Annotated in this window: 21 protein-coding genes; 12 read left to right on the top strand and 9 right to left on the bottom strand. The window is 36.5% G+C overall.

Going from position 1 to position 21,727, the window contains the following annotated elements:
* The first annotated feature begins 552 nt into the window (after nt 1–552).
* Nucleotides 553–1,842 (top strand): MFS transporter, encoded by a 1,290-nt coding sequence (locus WCP76_RS02560; protein ID WP_336294133.1) that lies wholly within the window; start codon nt 553–555, stop codon nt 1,840–1,842.
* On the opposite strand, the gene WCP76_RS02555 is transcribed toward WCP76_RS02560, so the two are convergent.
* Nucleotides 1,839–2,102, bottom strand: a complete 264-nt coding sequence (locus WCP76_RS02555; RefSeq protein WP_336294132.1) for a hypothetical protein — start codon at nt 2,100–2,102, stop codon at nt 1,839–1,841. The two genes, WCP76_RS02560 and WCP76_RS02555, sit on opposite strands and share 4 nt — an antisense overlap.
* Nucleotides 2,103–2,276: 174 nt before the next feature.
* Nucleotides 2,277–2,723, bottom strand: coding sequence for a DNA polymerase III subunit chi (locus tag WCP76_RS02550; protein ID WP_336294131.1), 447 nt, complete (start codon nt 2,721–2,723; stop codon nt 2,277–2,279).
* A 410-nt stretch (nt 2,724–3,133) separates the two neighbouring features.
* On the opposite strand from WCP76_RS02550, the gene lptF reads away from it, so the two are divergent.
* The 6 genes from lptF (at nt 3,134) to rsmA (ending at nt 10,652) form a co-directional block, all read left to right on the top strand.
* On the top strand, nt 3,134–4,315 hold the full coding sequence (gene lptF / locus WCP76_RS02545) for an LPS export ABC transporter permease LptF (RefSeq protein WP_336294130.1): 1,182 nt from the start codon (nt 3,134–3,136) through the stop codon (nt 4,313–4,315).
* Nucleotides 4,316–4,320: 5 nt separating this feature from the next.
* Complete coding sequence (gene lptG / locus WCP76_RS02540; RefSeq protein ID WP_336294129.1) at nt 4,321–5,412, top strand: LPS export ABC transporter permease LptG; 1,092 nt, start codon at nt 4,321–4,323, stop codon at nt 5,410–5,412.
* Nucleotides 5,413–7,743, top strand: a complete 2,331-nt coding sequence (locus WCP76_RS02535; RefSeq protein ID WP_336294128.1) for an LPS-assembly protein LptD — start codon at nt 5,413–5,415, stop codon at nt 7,741–7,743.
* Between the two features lie 118 nt (nt 7,744–7,861).
* Nucleotides 7,862–8,818: a SurA N-terminal domain-containing protein gene (locus WCP76_RS02530; RefSeq protein WP_336294127.1), complete on the top strand. Its 957-nt coding sequence runs from the start codon at nt 7,862–7,864 to the stop codon at nt 8,816–8,818.
* On the top strand, nt 8,818–9,831 hold the full coding sequence (pdxA, locus tag WCP76_RS02525) for a 4-hydroxythreonine-4-phosphate dehydrogenase PdxA (protein ID WP_336294126.1): 1,014 nt from the start codon (nt 8,818–8,820) through the stop codon (nt 9,829–9,831). The genes WCP76_RS02530 and pdxA overlap by 1 nt, the downstream gene beginning before the upstream one ends.
* Complete coding sequence (rsmA, locus tag WCP76_RS02520; protein WP_336294125.1) at nt 9,822–10,652, top strand: 16S rRNA (adenine(1518)-N(6)/adenine(1519)-N(6))-dimethyltransferase RsmA; 831 nt, start codon at nt 9,822–9,824, stop codon at nt 10,650–10,652. Before pdxA ends, rsmA begins: the two co-directional genes overlap by 10 nt.
* A gap of 47 nt (nt 10,653–10,699) precedes the next feature.
* On the opposite strand, the gene gmk is transcribed toward rsmA, so the two are convergent.
* From gmk to WCP76_RS02485, 7 genes are all read right to left on the bottom strand, one after another.
* On the bottom strand, nt 10,700–11,365 hold the full coding sequence (gmk, locus tag WCP76_RS02515; RefSeq protein ID WP_336294184.1) for a guanylate kinase: 666 nt from the start codon (nt 11,363–11,365) through the stop codon (nt 10,700–10,702).
* Nucleotides 11,366–11,433: 68 nt separating this feature from the next.
* Nucleotides 11,434–12,543 (bottom strand): endolytic transglycosylase MltG, encoded by a 1,110-nt coding sequence (gene mltG, locus WCP76_RS02510; protein ID WP_336294124.1) that lies wholly within the window; start codon nt 12,541–12,543, stop codon nt 11,434–11,436.
* Nucleotides 12,544–12,657: 114 nt separating this feature from the next.
* Nucleotides 12,658–13,920: a beta-ketoacyl-ACP synthase II gene (gene fabF / locus WCP76_RS02505; protein ID WP_336294123.1), complete on the bottom strand. Its 1,263-nt coding sequence runs from the start codon at nt 13,918–13,920 to the stop codon at nt 12,658–12,660.
* 101 nt (nt 13,921–14,021) lie between these two features.
* Nucleotides 14,022–14,258 carry an acyl carrier protein gene (locus tag WCP76_RS02500; protein WP_004864818.1) on the bottom strand — a complete coding sequence of 79 codons (237 nt, stop codon included), beginning with the start codon at nt 14,256–14,258 and terminating at the stop codon, nt 14,022–14,024.
* Nucleotides 14,259–14,523: 265 nt separating this feature from the next.
* Nucleotides 14,524–15,261 carry a 3-oxoacyl-[acyl-carrier-protein] reductase gene (gene fabG / locus WCP76_RS02495; protein WP_336294122.1) on the bottom strand — a complete coding sequence of 246 codons (738 nt, stop codon included), beginning with the start codon at nt 15,259–15,261 and terminating at the stop codon, nt 14,524–14,526.
* 19 nt (nt 15,262–15,280) lie between these two features.
* Nucleotides 15,281–16,225 carry an ACP S-malonyltransferase gene (gene fabD / locus WCP76_RS02490; protein WP_336294121.1) on the bottom strand — a complete coding sequence of 315 codons (945 nt, stop codon included), beginning with the start codon at nt 16,223–16,225 and terminating at the stop codon, nt 15,281–15,283.
* Nucleotides 16,226–16,300: 75 nt separating this feature from the next.
* On the bottom strand, nt 16,301–16,888 hold the full coding sequence (locus tag WCP76_RS02485; protein WP_336294120.1) for an undecaprenyl-diphosphatase: 588 nt from the start codon (nt 16,886–16,888) through the stop codon (nt 16,301–16,303).
* 355 nt (nt 16,889–17,243) lie between these two features.
* Here WCP76_RS02485 and rpsF point away from each other — a divergent pair, with 355 nt between their 5' ends.
* The 5 genes from rpsF to WCP76_RS02460 all read left to right on the top strand — a co-directional run bounded on the left by rpsF (nt 17,244) and on the right by WCP76_RS02460 (nt 21,727).
* The gene (rpsF, locus tag WCP76_RS02480) at nt 17,244–17,654 is read left to right on the top strand and encodes a 30S ribosomal protein S6 (RefSeq protein ID WP_336294119.1); all 411 of its coding nucleotides are present in this window, start codon (nt 17,244–17,246) and stop codon (nt 17,652–17,654) included.
* Nucleotides 17,651–17,899, top strand: a complete 249-nt coding sequence (gene rpsR, locus WCP76_RS02475) for a 30S ribosomal protein S18 (protein ID WP_336294118.1) — start codon at nt 17,651–17,653, stop codon at nt 17,897–17,899. The genes rpsF and rpsR overlap by 4 nt, the downstream gene beginning before the upstream one ends.
* A 151-nt stretch (nt 17,900–18,050) precedes the next feature.
* Nucleotides 18,051–19,037 (top strand): hypothetical protein, encoded by a 987-nt coding sequence (locus WCP76_RS02470; RefSeq protein ID WP_336294117.1) that lies wholly within the window; start codon nt 18,051–18,053, stop codon nt 19,035–19,037.
* Between the two features lie 25 nt (nt 19,038–19,062).
* Nucleotides 19,063–19,632, top strand: a complete 570-nt coding sequence (rplI, locus tag WCP76_RS02465) for a 50S ribosomal protein L9 (protein WP_336294116.1) — start codon at nt 19,063–19,065, stop codon at nt 19,630–19,632.
* A 601-nt stretch (nt 19,633–20,233) separates the two neighbouring features.
* Entirely contained in the window at nt 20,234–21,727 is a 1,494-nt protein-coding gene (locus WCP76_RS02460) for a replicative DNA helicase (protein ID WP_336294183.1), read from the top strand.

Raw genomic sequence — 21,727 nt, 5'->3', positions numbered from 1 at the left:
AAATGCTACATACTTGAAAAAGTACATGTATCAAAACAACACAGAATACCTATTCAATCTTAATATTTTTCATTTTCAAGGAAACAAATCATCGCATACAAAACGCTCAATGCAATAACCTCTGATGAATCAAATACTACAAAGTGCGTTTAAAAACCTATCCACAACTAAAGGGTGAGAATGCTTCATTAATGATTCTAAAAATGTTATAATTACGCTTATAGAAGTTTTTTAAAAACCCTTTTGATATACCAGACAGCTTAAAAATAGTGCTATTTTTTTAAAGGAATATGAAGTTAATGAGATCGTATCATTTATAAAAACATACTTCTATCTTCCATGGTATTTAAGACTATATATTTGTAATGTCTTTATTAGATGAGTTTTAGATGCATATACAGTATAATTATCCATATTCATTATGTTATAATTATTTTTATAATACATTTAGAGGCACAATAATATCGACTCGACACTAATTTGAAATTTTTATAATTAATTAAGAAGTTAGTTTCACTTAATTTATCGTTTACTGAAAGGAACATCCTGTTCATGTCTATAAACTCAGAAATACAAGGCATAAGTAAAAAAAATTCTCCTCGTCGAATTTTATTTGCAAGCCTTATTGGCCCAACGATTGAATTCTTTGATTTTTATGTTTTTGGAACTGCCGCAGCTCTCATATTTCCTCATTTGTTTTTTCCAATACAAAATGATCAACTCGCTATTTTGCAATCTTTTCTGATATTTGGGGTAGCGTTTTTTTCACGCCCCTTAGGATCAGTTGTTTTTGGACACTTTGGAGATAAAGTTGGACGAAAAACCACACTTATTGCCGCTCTTCTCACGATGGGTATATCAACAGTTCTTATTGGCTTCCTTCCTACTTATGAAACAGCTGGATGGCTTGCACCCTTCTTCTTAACCCTGTGTCGTATTGGGCAAGGAATGGGATTAGGAGGAGAATGGGGAGGTGCCGTTTTACTCGCGACAGAAAATGCTCCTCCAGAAAAGCGTGGATGGTATGCTATGTTTCCTCAATTAGGTGTTCCATTCGGTTTATTCCTATCCATTGTTGTTTATTTAGGTTTATTGTACTTCCTTGATCATGACGAACTTTTAGCGTGGGGATGGCGTATTCCGTTTATTGCTTCAGTTGTTCTCATGCTTATAGGATTATGGGTTCGTCTTTCAATTAATGAAACCGTTGAATTCAAAAAAACCATTGAGCGTGAAAAGCGTGTCCGAGTTCCTATAATAGATGTCTTTTTAAAATACCCACGAATTTTATTTCTCGGTACGTTTTCTGGTATGACAACATTCGTTTTATTTTATCTTGTCACAACATATCTGCTAAGTTATTTAACAAACCATTTGCAATTGTCATTTTATCAAGCTCTCCAAGTAGAAGTTGTTGGTGCTATTTTTTGTGGAATTTTTACTGTCCTAACCGGAAAACTCGCTGATCGTATTAAACGTAGAACTTTGATGATTGTGGTTACAATAATTACTGGTATTTATTCTTTCGCAATTCCTTATTTCTTAAGTTCTGGAGTTACAGGAATCTTTGCAATGTCTATCATTGGTTTATCGATCATGGGAATGATCTATAGTCCTCTTGGTGCTGTTTTAGCTTCACCGTACCCAACAACAATTCGATATACTGGTTCTTCTCTAACTTTCAACTTATCTGGTATCGTAGGTGCATCTCTTGCACCGTATATTGCAGAATATCTTGTACAACATTTTGATACCTCTTATATCGGCTATTATTTGCTTTTCTCTTCTTTTATTTCACTAATTTGCTTCATTGGATTTACAGAAGATGAAATATCTAATTAGAATACTGTAAGGAAAAACAAAATTAATACTGGCGGTAATAATGCCGCCAGTTGTGTTTTCCAAGACATTGGTTGCGGAACTTTCCAGTACAATATTACTGCAAAAAATGTACTCAAAAAAAAGAATAAAATATCTGCTATATTGCCAATATAAGTTACAGGAAACATTCGTGATAAAATATGCGTTGAACCCAACCATGAAACGCAAAAAAAAGCTAACATCACAGCCCATAAAGCAAGCAAAGCTCGATCAACAATCATCGTTATACCATTTCATTTTTTCAATTTTACCATACATCTTTATAGCACCAAAAAGAAAAATCATAATAAAAATCCCACGATCTCCCCCTGACCTTTTTGCAATAACAATAAAGAATGTTGGAATTTATTTTCTTATAAAACTTACAAAAATCAAAATAACAAACACTACATACATCAAACCTGTTTTTCCCAACACCGATCTTCACTCTGCTGCCAATAAGTTAAATGATAATTTGCCATTTTATATTTTTTCCACTGTGCACGAACGAGCTTTAACTGCTCATCATTTCGGCCATCAAATATCACTACAAGCCGTTGATACTCATCAATATCTGAACACACTGCTCCCTCGATGAGAAAGCGTATCCTTGAATCATTCGGATTTTCTTGCCCTGTAGTGAGAAATACAGGCTGAAAATTTGGATATTTATCACACTCAGTTCCATGTCCAATAAATGCTTCAGCAGAATAAATCCACAAACGCGTATCCATAGCATCGCGTTGCTCTTTACTCACACATTGTATTGTTACCTTACCAAAACGAACCAATGCACGTTCCACAAGAGTTGGTAAAACATCTCCCAACGTTGACTGCGTTAAATGATAAAACAAAATATCCACCTTCTTAGACCTCATTATTTTTTTATAAATAATTACTCCTCTTTTAGAGAAGTTTCTATTATCTCCAGCACAAAAGAAAATGGTTTAAAATACAAAAATTCCTGCTTTTTCTATTGTGTGTATTACCTTTTTCATGTCTATTAAAGATAAAAAAGGAATAAAAATAAATTACCATTTTAAGTTAATAAAAAAACTTACTTCAGTTCAATTTCCAGCTTCTCTGCGGACCACAGTTGAAAATAGAATAATGTATGATAGAATGGATTGAAGCTAGTTTGCAGCTTTATATTTTTTATTTGGCAAAATTACGTGCTATATATCGATATTTTTTAGATTTTTGTTATATTTTTAATCCAAGATTCTGTAAAATACTTGCTCTTTAATTAAAAACTGAGGATGTTACCCAATCTATGCGTATTATTGAGTTTTACATCCTAAAACGTGTTCTTATCCTTTTTAGTACTGTCATGATTGCAGCAATCAGTATCAGTTGGACAGTACAAATTCTTGCAAGAATAAACTTTCTCACAACGAGTAAGCAAACACTTCTAACAGTCTTGCAATTTTCACTCTCATTGGTTCCTTCTGTTATTTTTCTTGTAATTCCATTTGCATTAGTAATTGCAATTACGAGCACCCTTTCAACAATGAATCAGAACTCAGAGCTTGCTGTCATCAGTGCCTCTGGCTTTCCCAAAAGTACCGTTTGGAAACCAATTCTTCTGATCGCTATTGTTGCATCGTGTGCCTCTTTTTCTATAGCCAATTTTGTTGTTCCTCAAGCACGCCTTAATATGCGAAAAATTCTGGCAAGTGCTCATTTTGATCTAATTAACCTTTTCATTAATGAAGGTAGCTTCCAAAAACTAGCCAACAATCTTTACATAGAAATTGGCGAACAAAATCAAAACGGAACACTTGGACGTCTTTTTATTGCTGACCAGCGCGACCCTAAAACTGATCTTTTTTATTATGCAACAGAAGCATTGATTGAGAGCAATAAAAACGGCAGTTTTTTAATCCTCAATAATGGTGAAATAGAAAGGATAAATCATCAAAATAATAGCGTTTCGATTGTTCAATTCAGCTCATATAATTTCAGCTTAGATGAATTCATTCCGAACGAGAAAACACCCACCATTTATCCAAAAGATCGGTCTCTGTCTTATTTATTAAATCCTGATCCTAAGGATCCCTATTATCAACAAAAATCACTCCAATATAGAGCTGAATTTCATCGCAGACTGACAGAATGGCTCTATCCAATTGTTTTTTCACTAATTGCATTAGCAGCGGCAGGAGATGCACGCTCATATCGACAAGCATGTGTATCTGGAAACTTTTCCGCAATTTCCTTTTCATTGCTACTGTATTGGATGGGATATTTTTTTGCGGAAAAAGCAAAAAGTAATCTTGCATACGTTCCTTTTCTTTACATTATACCCATAGGGATGAGTATGCTCATCTTTTTCGCACTCTTAACAAACCATAAAATAGGTATCACCACAAAAGTTAACGAGGTTATTCAAATAATTTTTCAAAAATTGATAAACAAATTTGAGAATCGAAAATCTCAACATCCCACGGATTAAGTGTCATGATTGGATGGACACTTTGGCGATATTTTTTTGTACGTTATCTCAAAACAACCTGTTATTTTTTTGGGGGAATTTTTATTCTTGCTCTTTTAATCGACTTTACAGAAAACTCTGGCCGACTATCCAATCTTCCTCATTATACGGCAAGAGATGCATTTCTCATATCCGCTTTACGCATCCCTTTTATCATGCAACAACTCATCCCTTTTATTACACTCTTTTCTGGAATGGTAACACTAATCTCGCTTAATCAAAAATTTGAGCTTGTTGTGGCTCGTTCAATCGGTGTTTCTGCATGGCAATTTCTCATGCCTGCCTGTTTTGGAGCTTTTATTTTTGGATTATTTGCAATTCTTTTCATTAACCCACTTGCTGCGTGGGGATTTTCTGCAGCAGAAAAAATGATGGCTGAAGGACGTAATAATATATTAACATCGTCTCTTCATAACACACCTATCCCATGGTTAACACAACAGACAAATTCAGGTAGAACAACCATTGGTGCTAAATCTATCACTGACCAAGGACTTTCTCTTATCGATGCAACTTTTGTACAATACAGTGATAACGCGACAGTAAAAAATTGGATTCACACAAAAAAGGCGATACTAACACACGGTGCTTGGCTATTAACAAACGGAACAATCTACAAAGTAGGACATCCTCCTGAAAAATTTACTACGTTTCAAATAAAAACTAATATAAAGCCAGAATTTTTAACTGAACGCTTAGCGACCCCAGCGACTATCCCATTTTACCAATTACCAAAAAAAATTATGATTGCACGTTCATTTGGTTATTCTGCTAATAAATTTGATATGTATTTACAATCTTTGGTTGCATTACCCGCACTGCTTGTGGCAATGACTCTCATTGCAGCAACTGTATCTTTAAACTTCACACGCTTTGAACAATCCGGAATATTGATTCTTTGCGGCATAATAGCAGGATTTATGCTTTACGTTATTTCCGTACTCGTTCAAGCTTTTGGAAATGCCGGATACATTCCACCAATTATTGCAGCTTGGACACCAGTTGTTATTGCATTATTTTTAGGAATCTCTTTTATACTACATAAAGAGGATGGCTAAGTGAAAGCATTAATAAGTAAGAAAACGATTTTAACAAAAGTAATTGCATTCTCTTTAACATATATTATCGGCTTTATCTTGGATATACCTTTAGCCTATTCTGCAATCGCACAAAGTCATACCTCCAATTCCACTCATCCTCTTCTATTGTCTGCAGATGAACTTATTTACAATCGTGATGCAAATACGATTTCTGCACAAGGAAATGTCCAAATCAAATATGATGGTAATACAGTTGTTGCCCAAGAAGTTACTTATAATCAAAAAACAGGACGAATCATAGCACAAGGAAACGTTGAAATTATCCAAAAAAACGGTAACAAAATTTATTCCAGCAAAATTGATATGACGACAGACCTTAGAGAAGGATTCATTAATGCTTTACGCATCGATGCAGAAAATAATATTCATTTTGCAGCTGAAAGTGCTACACGGAGCAATAACCAAATAACAATCTTCAACAATGCTGTCTACACAACCTGTGAACCTTGTTTTCATAAACCAGATAAAAAAATCCCGTGGAAGATTAAAGCTAGAAAGATCATATGGAATAACACTACAAAAAAAATTTTGTTTGAAGATAGCCATTTTGAAGTTTTTGGTTTACCAATTCTACAAGTTCCAACTTTTGAGCTCTATGACTCAACTGTGAGGCGCGTTAGCGGCCTCCTTGCACCTCATTTTTTTTATGTCGATTATCTTGGCATGGGCATAAAAAATTCTTATTTTTGGAATCTTGCTCCCCATTATGACTTCACACTTTCTTCTACAGTTTATACTCAGCAAGGATTTTTAACCGAAGGTGAATGGCGTCAACGTTTAAAAACAGGTAACTACAACATTCGCTTCGCTCATATATATCAACTTAAACCATATAACTTTGAAAATGATACAATTGATGCACAGTATAAAAACCGTTATATGCTAGCAACAAAAGGCGATTTTCGTATTAATTCATACTGGACTTATGGATGGGATATTCTTACACAGTCTGATCGACATTTTAGTCGTACCTATAAACTTGAAAACTATAACAATCCTATACAAATTTCTCAGCTTTATCTGAAAGGGCTTACAGGCAAAAATCACTTTGATATGCGCTTTTACCATTTCAATATTCAAGATTCAATATTGAATAACCCCTATTATGAACTTCACTCTCAGCAAGCGTGGGTTCTTCCCCGCATCGATTATTCTTTTACACCAAATAAGTTTTTTTATACCGGAGAACTCACTTTTCATAGCAATATACAATCAATTTATCGTCCTCATGCTAACCTCAAATCTACTGACTGGAATGGAGATCCTCTCAGCACTTTCAAGCTTTCTGGCATCGCTGGAAATAGCTTCCGCTTAACAAATGAGCTCAAATGGAAAAAACGTTTCAGTACGCGCAACGGACTCATATTAACTCCTATCCTCTCGCTACGTGCCGATATTATTACGGCAAATCCAGATGAAAATCAGGCTCCCCATATAACAACAGACTTCTTAACTATCCGTAGCTCAGCTATCAAAGGTATGGCAACAGCAGGTTTGGAATTGCGATATCCTTTCCTTATTACATCTAATAATTCTAGGCATATCCTAGAACCAACAGCACAAATCTTTGTACGCAATAATGAACGATATATCGGAAAAACCCCTAATGAAGATGCGCAAAGCTTTATATTTGACGCAACAACTCTTTTTCAACGTAATAAATTTTCTGGTTATGACCGTGTAGAAGGTGGAACAAGAGCTAATATAGGTCTAAGATATTCTGGAAGTTTTAACAATACTTGGTCTCTTTACGGCCTTATTGGACAATCCTTCCATCTAGCAGGAAAAAATTCTTTTGCCGAAAAGGATTTTGTTAGTGTAGGCGCTCATTCTAGCCTCGAAGCAACACGCTCAGACTACGTTGCGATGTTTAATGCAAACCATAAAAGTGGCTTTTCTCTGGGAGCTCGTGCTCGTTTGGATAAAAACACAGGGAAAATCCGCCGTAGTGAAATTGAAGCATCACAGAAGTGGAAAAATTTGGAAGCAGCTGTGCAATACGCATATATAGAAAACCAACCAGATTATGAATATACAAAAAAACGCAAAGAGATTTCTTTGCAAACCGGTATTAAACTAGCTAACTATTGGTCTATGAATAGTAATGTCAGTTATAACTTAGTATCTAGTACATTCGTAAAACGGGGAATCAACCTAAATTACATAGATGAATGCTTAGAACTAAGCTTTGGCTATCAACAGATAACTAATCCAGGAAAAAAAGCACTTTCGCAAAGCTTTAGTTTCTCTCTTTCATTGCGTACAATTGCAGATTTCGGAAAAAAATGAGATCCAAATTTATTAAATAGAATATATAGACGGTTTAACTTATTATTGTTTTTATAAAAAAAAACATATATCTTAAGCAGCAGATGAGAATTCATAGACAATGCGAAGGCCTGTTTACATGGATAAATTGAAAAAGCTTATTTTTGCTTTATTTTTTATTGCACCTTTGGGTATAAACAACCTGTTAGTAAGTGAATTTTTAATTCCTGCGAGTTTCGCACAGACTGTCATTGTTGTCACAGTTAATGGGAATCCTATAACAAATTACGACATTCAAAGACGCACTGCTTTTCTTAAATTGCAACAGAAGCAAGGCGATCTTGTTACACAAGCGAGAGATGAGCTTATCAATGAAGCGCTTAAAAATACAGAAGTAAAGCGTCGTAATATTGAGGTAAGCAATAACGAGGTCGATAGTGCTTTCAAAAACTTTGCAACACAAAATAATATAGCCGTTGATCAGCTTAGCCAGATTTTGATTCAAAATGATATCACAGTGCAACACTTTAAGGATTATATTCGTGGACAAATAGGATGGAACCGCCTTGTTAATGCACGCTATCAAGCTGAAAGTGGTATGATTACTGAACAAGAAGCTGTACGCAGAATATTAAAAAATGGTGGCGTAAAACCTTCAACTAATGAATATACACTACAGCGAATTATTTTTGTTATTCCTGAACATCGTCGTTCAGAAATTTTTGCAAAACGTCAGAGAGAAGCAAATAATTTTCGTACACATTTCCGTGGATGCACTCACACCCACGAACAAGCAAGAGGTATTTTAGATGTTACGATCCGCGACCTAGGAAAGTTTCTAGAACCTCAACTTCCTAATGCATGGGAACAAGCTATTCTTGCAACACCTGTTGGAAAAATGACAAAGTTTCAAGAAACATCTTATGGAATAGAAGCGCTCGCTGTTTGCAAAATTAGAAGAGTTTCTGATGATTATGTAGCTCAGCTGATATTTTCTATTCAAGATAATAAGGAAAAAGGTTTGCAAGAACTTGAAAAATTAAGCGAGAAATATTTAGAAGAACTGCAGCAAACAGCACATATTCAAAACTCATAATGGTTGCAATTGTTGTTAGTGGTGGTGATCCTGCCGGAATTGGTCCTGAAATAGCTATAAAAGCGTGGAGTTTGCGTTTTACGCGTAAAATTCCACCTTTTGTTCTTTGCGCTGATCCAGATGTTATTCGTTCACGTGCTCGTTTTCTACAGATAGATGTTGAGGTAGAATTTGCTTTAAAAAGTAATCCTGCAAAAAACTTTCAAACTGCCCTTCCTATAATACCGTTAAGAAACCGACAAAGCGATCAATTAGGCTTACCTTCACCAAATAATGCTGCCGGAATAATTGAAGCGATTGAACGAAGTGTTCAATTAATTCAAAGTGGTCATGCGTGTGCACTCGTTACTTGCCCTATTGCAAAAAAAAACCTTTATGATTTTGGGTTTAAATTTCCAGGGCATACAGAGTTTTTGGCTAATTTAGCTCATAAAACCTTTAATAAATATTATCATCCAGTTATGATGTTATCAGGACCTCGATTAAAAACAATACCCATTACTGTTCATATTCCATTCAAAGAAGTTCCCTCCCACCTTACTCGTCAATTAATCATTCAAACAGCATTTACCGCTGAACATGACTTAAGAAAACGATTTAAAATAACTTCACCCCGTCTGGTTGTTGCTGGGCTTAACCCCCACGCTGGAGAAGAAGGTGCAATGGGAAGAGAAGATATTGAAATTATTACTCCTGCTATTGAATATCTTAAAAACAAAGGATTAAACATTATAGGCCCATTGTCTTCCGATACAATGTTTCATGAATGTGCAAGAAAAACATACGATGTTGCCCTTTGTATGTATCACGATCAAGCCCTTATTCCTGTTAAAACATTGGACTTTGATACTACTGTCAATATTACTTTAGGGTTACCTTTTATTCGCACTTCCCCAGATCACGGAACTGCTTTTAATATTGCTGATAAAGGAACTGCCTCTCCAGAAAGTTTTATTGCTGCGCTTAAACTTGCAAATCAACTCGCAGAAAATAGTTTAATATCATGCCAATAGATAATCTACCTCCTTTGCGTAAAACAATTGATACATATGGACTGCAAGCTCATAAATCATTGGGTCAAAATTTTCTTTTTGATCTTAATTTAACATCTAAAATTGCACATCAAGCAGGAAACATAAAAGGAAAACCTGTAATTGAAGTGGGACCAGGTCCTGGAGGTTTGACACGCGCTTTGCTTGCACAAGGTGCCATTGTAATAGCAATAGAGCGTGATGAACGTTGTATACCTGCTCTCTTAGAAATAGAAAAACACTATCCACAAAAACTAAAACTTATTTGTAGTGATGCGCTAAAGCAAGATTTCTCAAAACTCTTTGAAGCATACCAGGAAAAACCACGCATTATTGCAAATCTTCCTTATAACATTGGAACAAAACTCTTAATAAATTGGCTGTTAACTGAACCATGGCCTCCTTTTTATGAATCGATGACATTGATGTTTCAACGTGAAGTTGCCAAACGTATTACCGCAAAACCTCAATCCGACTTCTATGGACGTCTTAGCGTCTTAACAGGATGGCGCACTATTGCTAAAATCGCTTTTGACGTGCCTCCTCAAGCTTTCATACCAGCACCTAAAATAACCTCTTCCGTTGTTCATATCATTCCACGAACACAACCTCTCACCTGCTCCGCACAAAAATTAAGCTTTGTAACAAAAATCGCTTTCGGACAAAGACGAAAAATGCTTCGTCAAAATCTCAAAACTATCGGAGGTGAAATGCTTTTAAAAAAAGCCGGAATCAACGGAACTCGCCGCGCTGAAACACTTTCAATTTCAGAATTTGTAGCTTTAGCTAATTTAATGACTTAAAAATCACAACTTTTTTCTCATTGCTGCTTTTCAAAACAACAAGGAAATTAATCAATCTTTTCAGAAATAAGGCCATCAATAAAAGAACCAAGAAAGGAGCATCGCTCACGTTTTGCTGTTTCTGCAAAATAAATTGATTTAATAAGCAACATGGACTGATTTAAATCTTCATTTATGACAATATAATCATAAGAACACCAATGCTGCATTTCCGTTCGCGCATTATTCAATCGTAAATTTATGATATCTTGGCTATCTTCTGCTCGACGATATAAACGTGAGACGAGCTCTTTCATTGATGGTGGAAGAATAAAAATAGATACCGTATCTCCTGGCATTTTTTTTTGAAGTTGCTCTGTACCTTGATAATCAATATCAAATAACACATCTCGGCCAACACTCAACGCGTTTTCAACGCTCTCACGTAAAGTTCCGTAATAATTTCCATGAACTTCTGCCCATTCAATAAATTCATCACCATCACGCCTGCGCTCAAACTCTTGCTTTGAAATAAAGTGATAATGGAGGCCATCCACCTCACTAGGGCGTCTTTTCCGCGTTGTCATACTGATGGAGAGCTCTAATTGTCCATCTTTCAAAAGTAATCCAGAAATGGTTGATTTACCGGCTCCTGAAGGTGAAGAGAGAATAAATAAAAAACCACGACGTTTATCTGTTTTTTTAGCGTTCAATTCATCCTTACAGAAGACCATCATACTATTATACTTTTTCTTAAATTTTTCTGCAAAACTTCAATAATACGTTTTCTACGCTCAAAATATTAATGTGCTGCTTTTAACGCACGCCATTTACGAACATTCATATTATGTTCCTCCAAGGTTTTAGAAAAAACATGCCCTCCCGAACCATCTGCTACAAAATAGAGTACATCACTGCTTGGTGAATGTGCAACTGCTTCCAAAGAATCTCGACCTGGATTTGCAATAGCTGTTGGTGGCAAACCATCAATTTTATAGGTATTATATGGTGTCTTTTTCTCAAGATCTGAACGGTAAATTGCACGACCGGATGGCATTCCTTTTCCACCAAAGAGACCATAAATTACTGTTGGATCAGATTGAAGACGCATATGCTTTGCTAGACGGTTATAAAACACCGCAGCAACCTTCTGTCTCTCTGCAGCAACCCCTGTCTCTTTTTCAACAATTGATGCCAATATAACAAATTCGTTAATGGATTTAATCGGTAAATCAGGTGAACGAGTAGCCCATATAGAATTAACTAATTTTGTCTGCCCTTCGCGCAGCTTATCTATAATTTCTTGACGCGTTGTTCCTCGAATAAACCGAACAGTATCCGTCATTAAGCTGCCCTCCGGAGGAAAAGCTTTTGGAAGATCCCCAACCAAAATTTTATTAGCAGCTAATCGATCAAAAACTTGTTGAACGGTTAAACCTTCTGGTACTGTAAAAGTATATTCAATAGATTTTCCTCTCACAAGGATATCCATAATATCCTGCATTGAAGCATGCGCTGGAATCAAATATTCACCAGCTTTAAGACGCGTTGTTTTTTTATGGTAACTAACCCCATAAATAAAAACGTCAGATGATCGAATAAGACCACATTTTTCAAGGAGTGTGGCAATTTCACGAATCCCTGTTCCAGGATGGATGAGAACAACTTGCTCCTTCTCTGTCATTCCCCTTCCCTCAAAAATGCTTTTTCCAATATAAAGAGGAATGCTGATAGCTAAAATAACAATTACAATTAACATAAGAAAAAAATTACCGAGTATGACTAATGGATTACGTACCATTAATGACTTTCTTCGTTTCTTATGTTCTAACACACCATTATTACCTATGGCATGATTTGAAAAGTGATCATTTACATCCTTCAGCGGTGTTGCATTTTTCACATCGGACATAACTATCAACCCCAACACTTTTAAAATCTTATAATTATAATCTCTCATTTAAGCTTTTACATTTATAATAAATGTGAAATACTCAAAAATAGAAAAACCAAATAAAAGCGTTTATTATTCTCCAAAGCGCCGCATCACTAAAGATGCATTTGTTCCACCAAACCCAAAAGAATTTGAAAGAATCGTATTAATCTTTCGTTCACGTGGTTTATGTGGGACAAGGTCAACTTTGGTTTCAACTGATGGATTGTCAAGATTAAGTGTTGCTGGAGCTACATTATCTCGTATAGCTAAAACACAAAAAATAGCCTCAGCAGCACCCGCTGCACCAAGTAAATGCCCCACGGATGACTTCGTTGACGACATGGATACTTGTGATGCATAATGCCCAAAAACACGTTCAACAGCTGCAAGCTCTATAACATCAGCCATCGTTGAGGTTCCGTGAGCATTAATATAATCAATATCACTTACATTTACCTGTGCACGCTTAAGAGCAGCGATCATACTACGCTGAGCACCTTCACCACTTTCTGAAGGCGCAGTAATGTGATAAGCGTCGCCAGATAAACCATAACCAATAATTTCAGCATAAATACGAGCACCTCGTTTTTTTGCATGCTCAAGTTCTTCCAAAACGACAATCGCAGCACCCTCACCCATCACAAAACCATCACGATCAGCATCATAAGGACGTGATGCTCGTTCAGGATCATCATTACGACAAGTAGAAAGAGCTCTACAAGCAGAAAAACCAGCAAGAGATATTCGATTTATGGGAGATTCAGTGCCTCCTGCTACCATTACATCTGCATCACCCAACGCAACCAAGCGTGCTGCATCACCGATTGCATGTGCACCTGTCGAACAAGCTGTTACAACTGAATGATTAGGACCGCGCAAACCATATTTAATAGAAACATAACCAGAAGCAAGATTAATTAAACGTCCAGGAATAAAAAAAGGAGAAATACGCCGCGGGCCTTTATCACGAAGCGTATAACCGGCCTCCACGATGCCTTCAATACCACCAATACCTGAACCAATTAATACACCTGTACAAACCTGCTCTTCATCACTCTTAGGAAACCACTCAGCATCTGAGAGTGCTTGATCTGCTGCAGCCATTGCATAAACAATAAACGCATCAACTTTACGCTGTTCCTTAGGTTCCATATAGAGATCAGCATTATATGTACCATCTGTTCCATCCCCTAAGGGAATACGAGCAGCAATCTGGCATGGCAAATCGCACACATCAAATTCAGTAATGCGTTGAACACCACTTTTTCCTTCAAGAAGCCGCTTCCAACTATATTCAACATCACCAGCTAATGGAGAAACCAATCCTAAACCAGTAACAACAACACGCCTCATAAACTTCTAACCTTGAATAAAAATTCAACTCTCAAAGCTTCTATTTTCAAAATAGCCAAAAATACAGGCAAAAGTATAAAATACTTTTGCCTTTGTAATAATTACGCCGAAGCTTTATCGATAAATTTTACCGCATCACCAACTGTGAAAATCGTTTCCGCAGCTTCGTCTGGGATTTCTACACCAAATTCTTCTTCAAAAGCCATAACGAGCTCTACTGTATCAAGGCTATCTGCTCCAAGATCATCGATAAAGCTCGCATTCTCTACTACCTTATCTGCATTAACTCCAAGATGCTCCACGATAATTTTTCTAACGCGCTCTACTGTATCACTCATGTTGAAATCCTCGAATTTATATTATTTTCCTATAATTTTGTTAGCTATATCGGGTTATCTAATCAAGCAATAGATATATTACTTTTAAGATTTTAGCAGCAATTTAAAACATCCTGTGGATATCTCCTACAAAATGAATCAATCTGATACTCCGACATAAAATTATAAACTTACCATGCTAAAGCAATAGACTAGTTTTTCCGTTTTTTTACATTAATGTCTAAAATAATACGACTAATAAATCAATGTGAAGTACAGAAAATACTTAAATCATTGCCATCCCACCATTGATATGTAGTGTTTGCCCCGTCACATACGCAGCTTCATCACTTGCTAAATAAACAGCAGCAAAAGCTATCTCTTCCCCTATTCCCATACGCTTCATTGGAATCGCAGCCATAATAGTTTCTTTTTGTTTTTCGTTAAGTTTTTCAGTCATTGCAGAACTAATAAATCCTGGAGCAATACAATTGACAGTGATATTTCGTGGAGCAACCTCTTGTGCCAAAGCTTTAGAAAAGCCTATCAAACCAGCTTTTGAAGCAGAATAGTTTGTTTGTCCAGGGTTTCCGACAACTCCAACAACAGATGTTATGTTAATAATCCTTCCATAGCGACGTCGCATCATAGAATGTGTCAATTCACGTGTCAAAGTAGAAGCAGCTGTTAAATTGACTGCCAAGACATCATCCCAGTCTTTATCCTGCATACGTACAAAAAGACCATCCCGAGTGATTCCAGCATTGTTCACCAGGATATCAACACCACCCATTTCTTTTTCTGCAGCTTCAGCCAATTGTTTAATGGACTTACGCTCAGAAAGATCAGTAGGAAAAACAAAAACATCTTTTTGCAAATCTGCTGCCACTTCTTTCAGCTTGTTTTCCCGTGTTCCGTGGAGACCAACAATTGCTCCCTGCGCATGGAAGCAACGTGCAATTGCTTCACCAATTCCTCCAGATGCTCCCGTCACAAGGGCTTTACGACCTGTTAATTTAAACATTTTTCAGACTCCCTACAGATTAAACGCCAAGCACTTGTAATGCTGTTTCTATTTCCTCAACTGTCCCTACTGTTAACCCCTTTATATCCTTATTAATACGACGCGCTAGACCTGTTAATACTTTTCCAGAACCAATTTCAAAAAGCGTATTAACTCCATTAGCACTTATCCACTCTATCGTTTCACGCCACCGCACTCTTCCTGTTACTTGCTGGACAAGAAGCGTAAAAATACGCTCTGGATTACTCTCTGGTGCAACAGAAACATTGGCAATGAGAGGAACAAGGGGAGGCATTTTGTTAACAATAGAAAGCGCCTTCTCCATGGCATTAGCGGCAGGATGCATTAAGGATGAATGAAAAGGTGCAGAAACTGGAAGAAGAATCGTACGCTTAGCACCTCTTTTTGATGCAAGCTCTGCCGCTGCCTTCACCGCCTCTTTTTTACCTGAAATCACAAATTGTCCCCCTCCATTATCGTTAGCAATCTGGCATACTCCTTCTCCAGAAACAATTTTACAGATTTCTTCCACATCCTGCTCATCCAAACCAATAAGTGCTGCCATAGCACCTTCACCAACAGCAACTGCAGCCTGCATGGCGTTTCCACGAATGCGCAAGAGCCTTGCGGTATCAGCAAGACTAAATGCGCCAGCAGCACACAGAGCCGAATATTCTCCCAAAGAATGACCTGCAACAAATTTTATCTTTTCTTTTATATCTAACCCCAATTGTTCCATCACACGAATAACAGCCATGGATACAGCCATTAATGCTGGTTGTGCATTTGCTGTTAACGTCAAAATATCTTCCGGACCTTCAAAAATGATATCTGTTAATTTTTCACCCAAAGCATCATCGACTTCTTCAAAAACCATCCGTGCCACACCAAACTGCTCTGCAAGCACTTTGCCCATACCAACAAACTGACTCCCCTGTCCCGGAAAAACAAAAGCTGCCACCATAGAACGACTCCTAAAACTGTGTATAAATTATTTTCCTTTGATCTTATTCATAATTACAAATCAAGACACAGTACCTTATTTAAATCGAATATCTCTCTTAAAGTTGTATTTTAATGACGGCATTTTATATAGAAACTTAGGAAAATACGGCGATATAAACTGAATAACGACCCAGCTTATAAAACTTCCTAAGATTACACCAACTAAAACATCAAAGGGATAATGTACACCAACAAAGACACGCCCCCAGCAAATCAAGCATACAAACACCGCTGCAAATTTAGAGGCAACTTTATATCGATAAAAATAAAGACTCGCCATATAAGGTGCAACAGTCAGAGCATGGTTACTAGGAAAAGAAGCTGTTGCACGATGCTTAATCAAGGGTGCCGTCAAACCCAAAACAAACGGACGTGGGTGAAAATAAATACGAGAAATGACATAACCTATAAAAAGAGCCACACAAATGCTTACACAAATACTTAGCACTAGGCGTCGTGTCATATTTTTACCGCAAAACCACAACGCACAAAGATGTACAGGAATAATGTAAATCAAAAACTTTGCGCAAAAAATACCAAACCAAACCAAAACTGACCAAGACTGATGACTACCAGAAATCATTTTTAAAAGTGTAACATCAACCTGGTTTAAAAAACCCATTCTTCTCTCCTTCCTTCATGTTTATAATATAACAGCATCATCTCTTTGTACAAAAAGGTGAAATATCTAAAGAATAAATCAAAATTTAATAAATCATTTTTTTATGCGCATAAACTTGCTATTTTTAAAGATAAGCTGTAAATGTCAAGCGTTCGTTACCGGACTTTGGCTGGAGGTTGAACGGAGGACTGAAAAAATAACCAGTAGGAAATGCAATGTTTCCGACCTCCTGTGTCTCCGCTCTCGGATGTCTCGAATTGTAAACGCGTCCTTTCTTCTTTGGATCTCCAAAAAAGACAAGTCGCAGAGGCTTTGCGCTAAAACCGGTAAAATTTAATTGAAGAAAGGCAAAAAAATGGCTCTTTATGAACATATATTTCTTGCCCGACAAGACATTGCACCGCAGCAAGTTGATGAACTTTTGAATGTTTACAAAGGTGTTATTGAAGCGCACGGTGGAAAAGTTGGGCGTATCGAAAATTGGGGTCTTCGTCCCCTTGCTTATCGTATTCGTAAAAACCGTAAAGCTTATTATGTACTCGTTGATATTGATGCACCTACTGAAGCAATTGCTGAAGTTGAGCGCCAGATGCGTATTAATGAAGATATTTTGCGTTATATGACTATTCGTGTAGAAAAACATGAAAAAGAAAAATCTGCCATGCTCTCACGCATTGACCGTAACAGTCACAATAACCAAGATGAAGAACGTCCTCGCTCCCCGCGCCGTCAACGTGAAGATGCCATAGAAGGAGTAAAACAATGACCGACTTTAATCAAACCACAACACGTCGACCCTTTCATCGTCGTCGCAAAACGTGCCCGTTTTCAGGTCCAAACGCTCCCAAAATTGATTATAAAGACGTAAAGTTATTACAGCGTTACATTTCAGAACGTGGAAAAATTGTTCCTTCACGTATTACAGCTGTCAGTCAAAAAAAACAGCGTGAATTGGCTACAGCTATTAAAAGGGCTCGTTTTCTTGGCTTGCTGCCATACGTTATAAGATAATACAAGCTAATACGCAGCTGGGATATTTTCTCAGCTGTCTTGTTTGCGTAATTCGGCGACATGTCTGATTGCATATCATCCGAAGATATGTAAAATAATAAAAGTTGGAGCATTGTAATGCCCCTAACTGCAGAAAGCAGGACAGCAATAAATGAAGAACTTTCATACGTATGAGATAATGGCAGGCATTTTAGCAGGGTTGTTTGCTGTCGTTATAGGTATGGCAATTATTGGCATTACGAGTATTGCACCCTTCTTTTCTCTTTTTCTTAGCTGCTTTCTTTCACTCCCAGTTTTTATTGTTGCATTTGGTCGAGGAACATTGGCCAGTATCGTTGCCTTAATAAGTGCTACTATTGTTCTTGTCATAGTCACTAATGTGTATATTAGTTTTTGTATTACGTTATTGTTTTTTCTTCCTGCTGTCTATGCTTCTTGGCTACTTGGACTTGCACGACCAACGCAAAAAGAGAATTCACTGATATGGTATCCATTATCATCGGTCATTTTTCACTCAACAAACTTTATCGCTCTTATATCAACCTTCATTGGACTCTATCTCCAAAATCTTCCGTCTATACCTATTATTGTAAAAAAATTCGCTGCAGCCATAATCCAAACTATGCATATGCAGCAATCGCAGTCTATAAAAGATACCAATATACTTGATTTTAGTGAACTTTTAATGACGAATGCCGTAACTTTGACAGCTATTACTTTAACCATGTTCAGTCTGATTTTTCTCATTGGAAATCTTTATTTTTCAATGATAGTAGCACAATATATGAAGTGGCTAAAAAGACCCCGTGACGACTGGAGCCAAACTCTTCGACTCCCAATTTCTGGAATTATTATTTTTATTGTTGTTTGTACAGCATCAATGATTGAGTTGGGTTTTACTCTTAATTTGAGCACGCGTGTCTTTAGCACAGCCTATACTGTTATCATACCGATCAGTGGTCTGGCATATCTTCATAATATTACCAAAGGAATAAAAGGTCGAGTCATTATACTCTCTCTTGTTTATATTGCTATTTTAACCGTTATTTTTGCTCCACCTATTTCTTTCATGATGCTTTTAATGGGTATTTGGGCAGCTATTCAATACAACTTTCAATCATACAAAAAACTTCACTAAATTTATTTGTTCGAAAGGAAAAACTATGGATATTATTCTACTTGAGCGCATTCCTCGTCTTGGTCAGATGGGCGATATTGTCTCAGTTAAAGATGGTTATGCACGTAATTTTCTCTTGCCTCAAGGTAAAGCTTTACGCGCGAATGAAGCTAATAAAAAACATTTTGAAATAAAACGCGCACAACTTGAAGCTCGTAACCTTGAACGCAAAAATGAAGCACAAAAAATTGCTAAGGAACTTGATGGTAAATCATTTATTGCCATCCGTTCAGCTGGTGAAACAGGGCAGCTTTACGGATCTGTATCAACACGTGATATTTCTGAAATTATAACCATTGAAGGATTTTCCATTGAGAGAAGTCAGGTTGAGCTTACTCATCCAATAAAAACTATCGGCCTTCATACTATTGCTCTTAACTTACATCCTGAAATTCAAATTCCTGTGATCATTAATGTCGCACGTTCAGCCAGTGAAGCACAACGCCAAGCAGAAGGTGAAACTCTTGATTCTACTAAAGAAATATCCAATATTCAGGAAAAACCGTTAGAAGAAAATCAAGAAGAATTATTGGCCGAAGAGAATAATATTAACTAAAAATCTTAATTGCCATTTTTATTAATTTTCTTGCATTTTTTATTTTGCGTCATTTAACACGTTAAGATACGATAAAACACCCAGCATAAAAAGTTGGGTGTTTGGTTGTTATTGCCGTAAAAAACTGATTCTTTATGGAAAAAAGTTTTTAGTATGTTCTCTAAAAGCGTTATGCACTAGAAACTATAAAGACAGTAAGAGAAAATGCACTTAATATATTTTTGACTAAAAGCTCTAAACAAAAATTCCTAAAACTCTACCCTTTAAAAGAATAAAATATACATGAATGATAAATTAATTACATCTCCATATCAGAACTGTAAAATCATATAACCATAAAATGCTTAAAACATAGCATTGTGCTTTTTTAGAACATAAAAAAGTGCAGTTAGAGAATTTACTTATTTTCTAAGATTCCCGTATTATAAAAATAAAATATAATAAGAATAGATTCATATATGTAATCCAAAGTTGCAAAGAATCTAAAAAATTGAATGTGTGATTCTAACTTAAAATAATTTTTGACTCTACTTTTTTATGTAGAGTGTTTGATTTATTACCTAAAATAGCTAAACATGAAATTCTAGTGGAAAATACTGTTATGGAAGAAACAAACGTTATCAATGTCAGTTCTTCACCAAAAGAAGAGTCCCCTTCTTTTCAACAACTCCCGCATAATATTGAAGCTGAACAAGCATTACTTGGAGCACTTCTCATAAATAATGATGCTCTCGATCGTGTTTCCGATTTTTTGAAACCTATACATTTTTTTGAGCCATTACATCAAAAAATCTATGATATTTCATCTCGCATTATCGAAAAAGGAAAAGTGGCAGATCCCATTACCATCAAGCCCTTTATTTCAGCTGACGAAAAAATTGGGGATATTAGTGTATACAATTACGTTGTTCGTTTAACAACAGAAGCAATAACAATTATTAATGCTGAAGATTATGGACGAGTTATCTATGATCTTTTTATCAGACGATCCTTGATTAATCTTGGAACTCAAATTGTTAACACGGCCTCTGATAGTCCTATAGAACTTACACCATCCCAACAAATTGAAACTGTAGAACAACAACTGTTTCAATTAGCAGAAAAGGGAAAATATGGGGGAGGATTTGAAAATTTCAGTGAAGCAGTCAAAAAAGCTGTTGACATGGCAAATGCTGCTAAAAAACGTTCTTCACGGTTGTCGGGGATAGCTACTCACATTAAAACACTTGACGAGAAAATGGGGGGGTTACAACCATCTGACTTAATTATCCTCGCTGGGCGCCCTGGTATGGGTAAAACATCACTTGCTACCAATATTGCCTTTAATATTGCTAATGCTTACAACCGTAATATTAAAAAACAAGAAGAAAATGAGGGAGGTATCGTCGGATTTTTTTCGCTTGAAATGTCATCAGAACAACTCGCGACCCGTATTATTTCAGAGCAAACAGAAGTTTCTTCTTCTGATATTCGCCGGGGAAATATTTCAGAAGAACAATTTTCAAAAATAATCCGTGTAATGAATCGCTTACAAAAAGCGCCGATTTATATAGATCAAACTGGTGGTATATCAATCACACAACTAGCTGCACGTGCACGTCGTCTCAAGCGACAACATGGTTTGGATATCTTGATTATTGACTATATCCAGTTAATGACGAGCGGTTCGAAACGTTCGTCTGAAAATCGTGTTCAAGAGATTACAGAAATTACCACAGGATTAAAAGCATTAGCTAAAGAACTTAATATCCCTATTATTGCCCTTTCACAGCTTTCGCGCCAAGTTGAAAATCGAACAGATAAACGACCGCAACTTGCAGATTTACGGGAATCTGGTTCAATTGAGCAAGACGCCGACATCGTTCTTTTTGTGTACCGTGAAGACTATTACCTCAAAAATGAAGAACCGAAGATAGGCACTCTTGGATATACAGAATGGCAAAATTCAATGGATGAAGCTTTTGGGAAAGCTGACATTATTGTCGCAAAACAACGCCATGGACCAACAGGAACAGTTCATCTTGCCTTTCAGTCTGATTTCACACGCTTTAGCGATCTGGCAGACAGCAATTATCTTCCAGAACAAATTGGTTAA

This window comes from Bartonella vaga (assembly GCF_037070895.1).
In the GTDB taxonomy this organism is placed as follows: Bacteria; Pseudomonadota; Alphaproteobacteria; order Rhizobiales; family Rhizobiaceae; genus Bartonella.
Note: the sequence above shows the minus strand (reverse complement) of the source record. Positions and strands in the feature narration are given on the sequence as shown.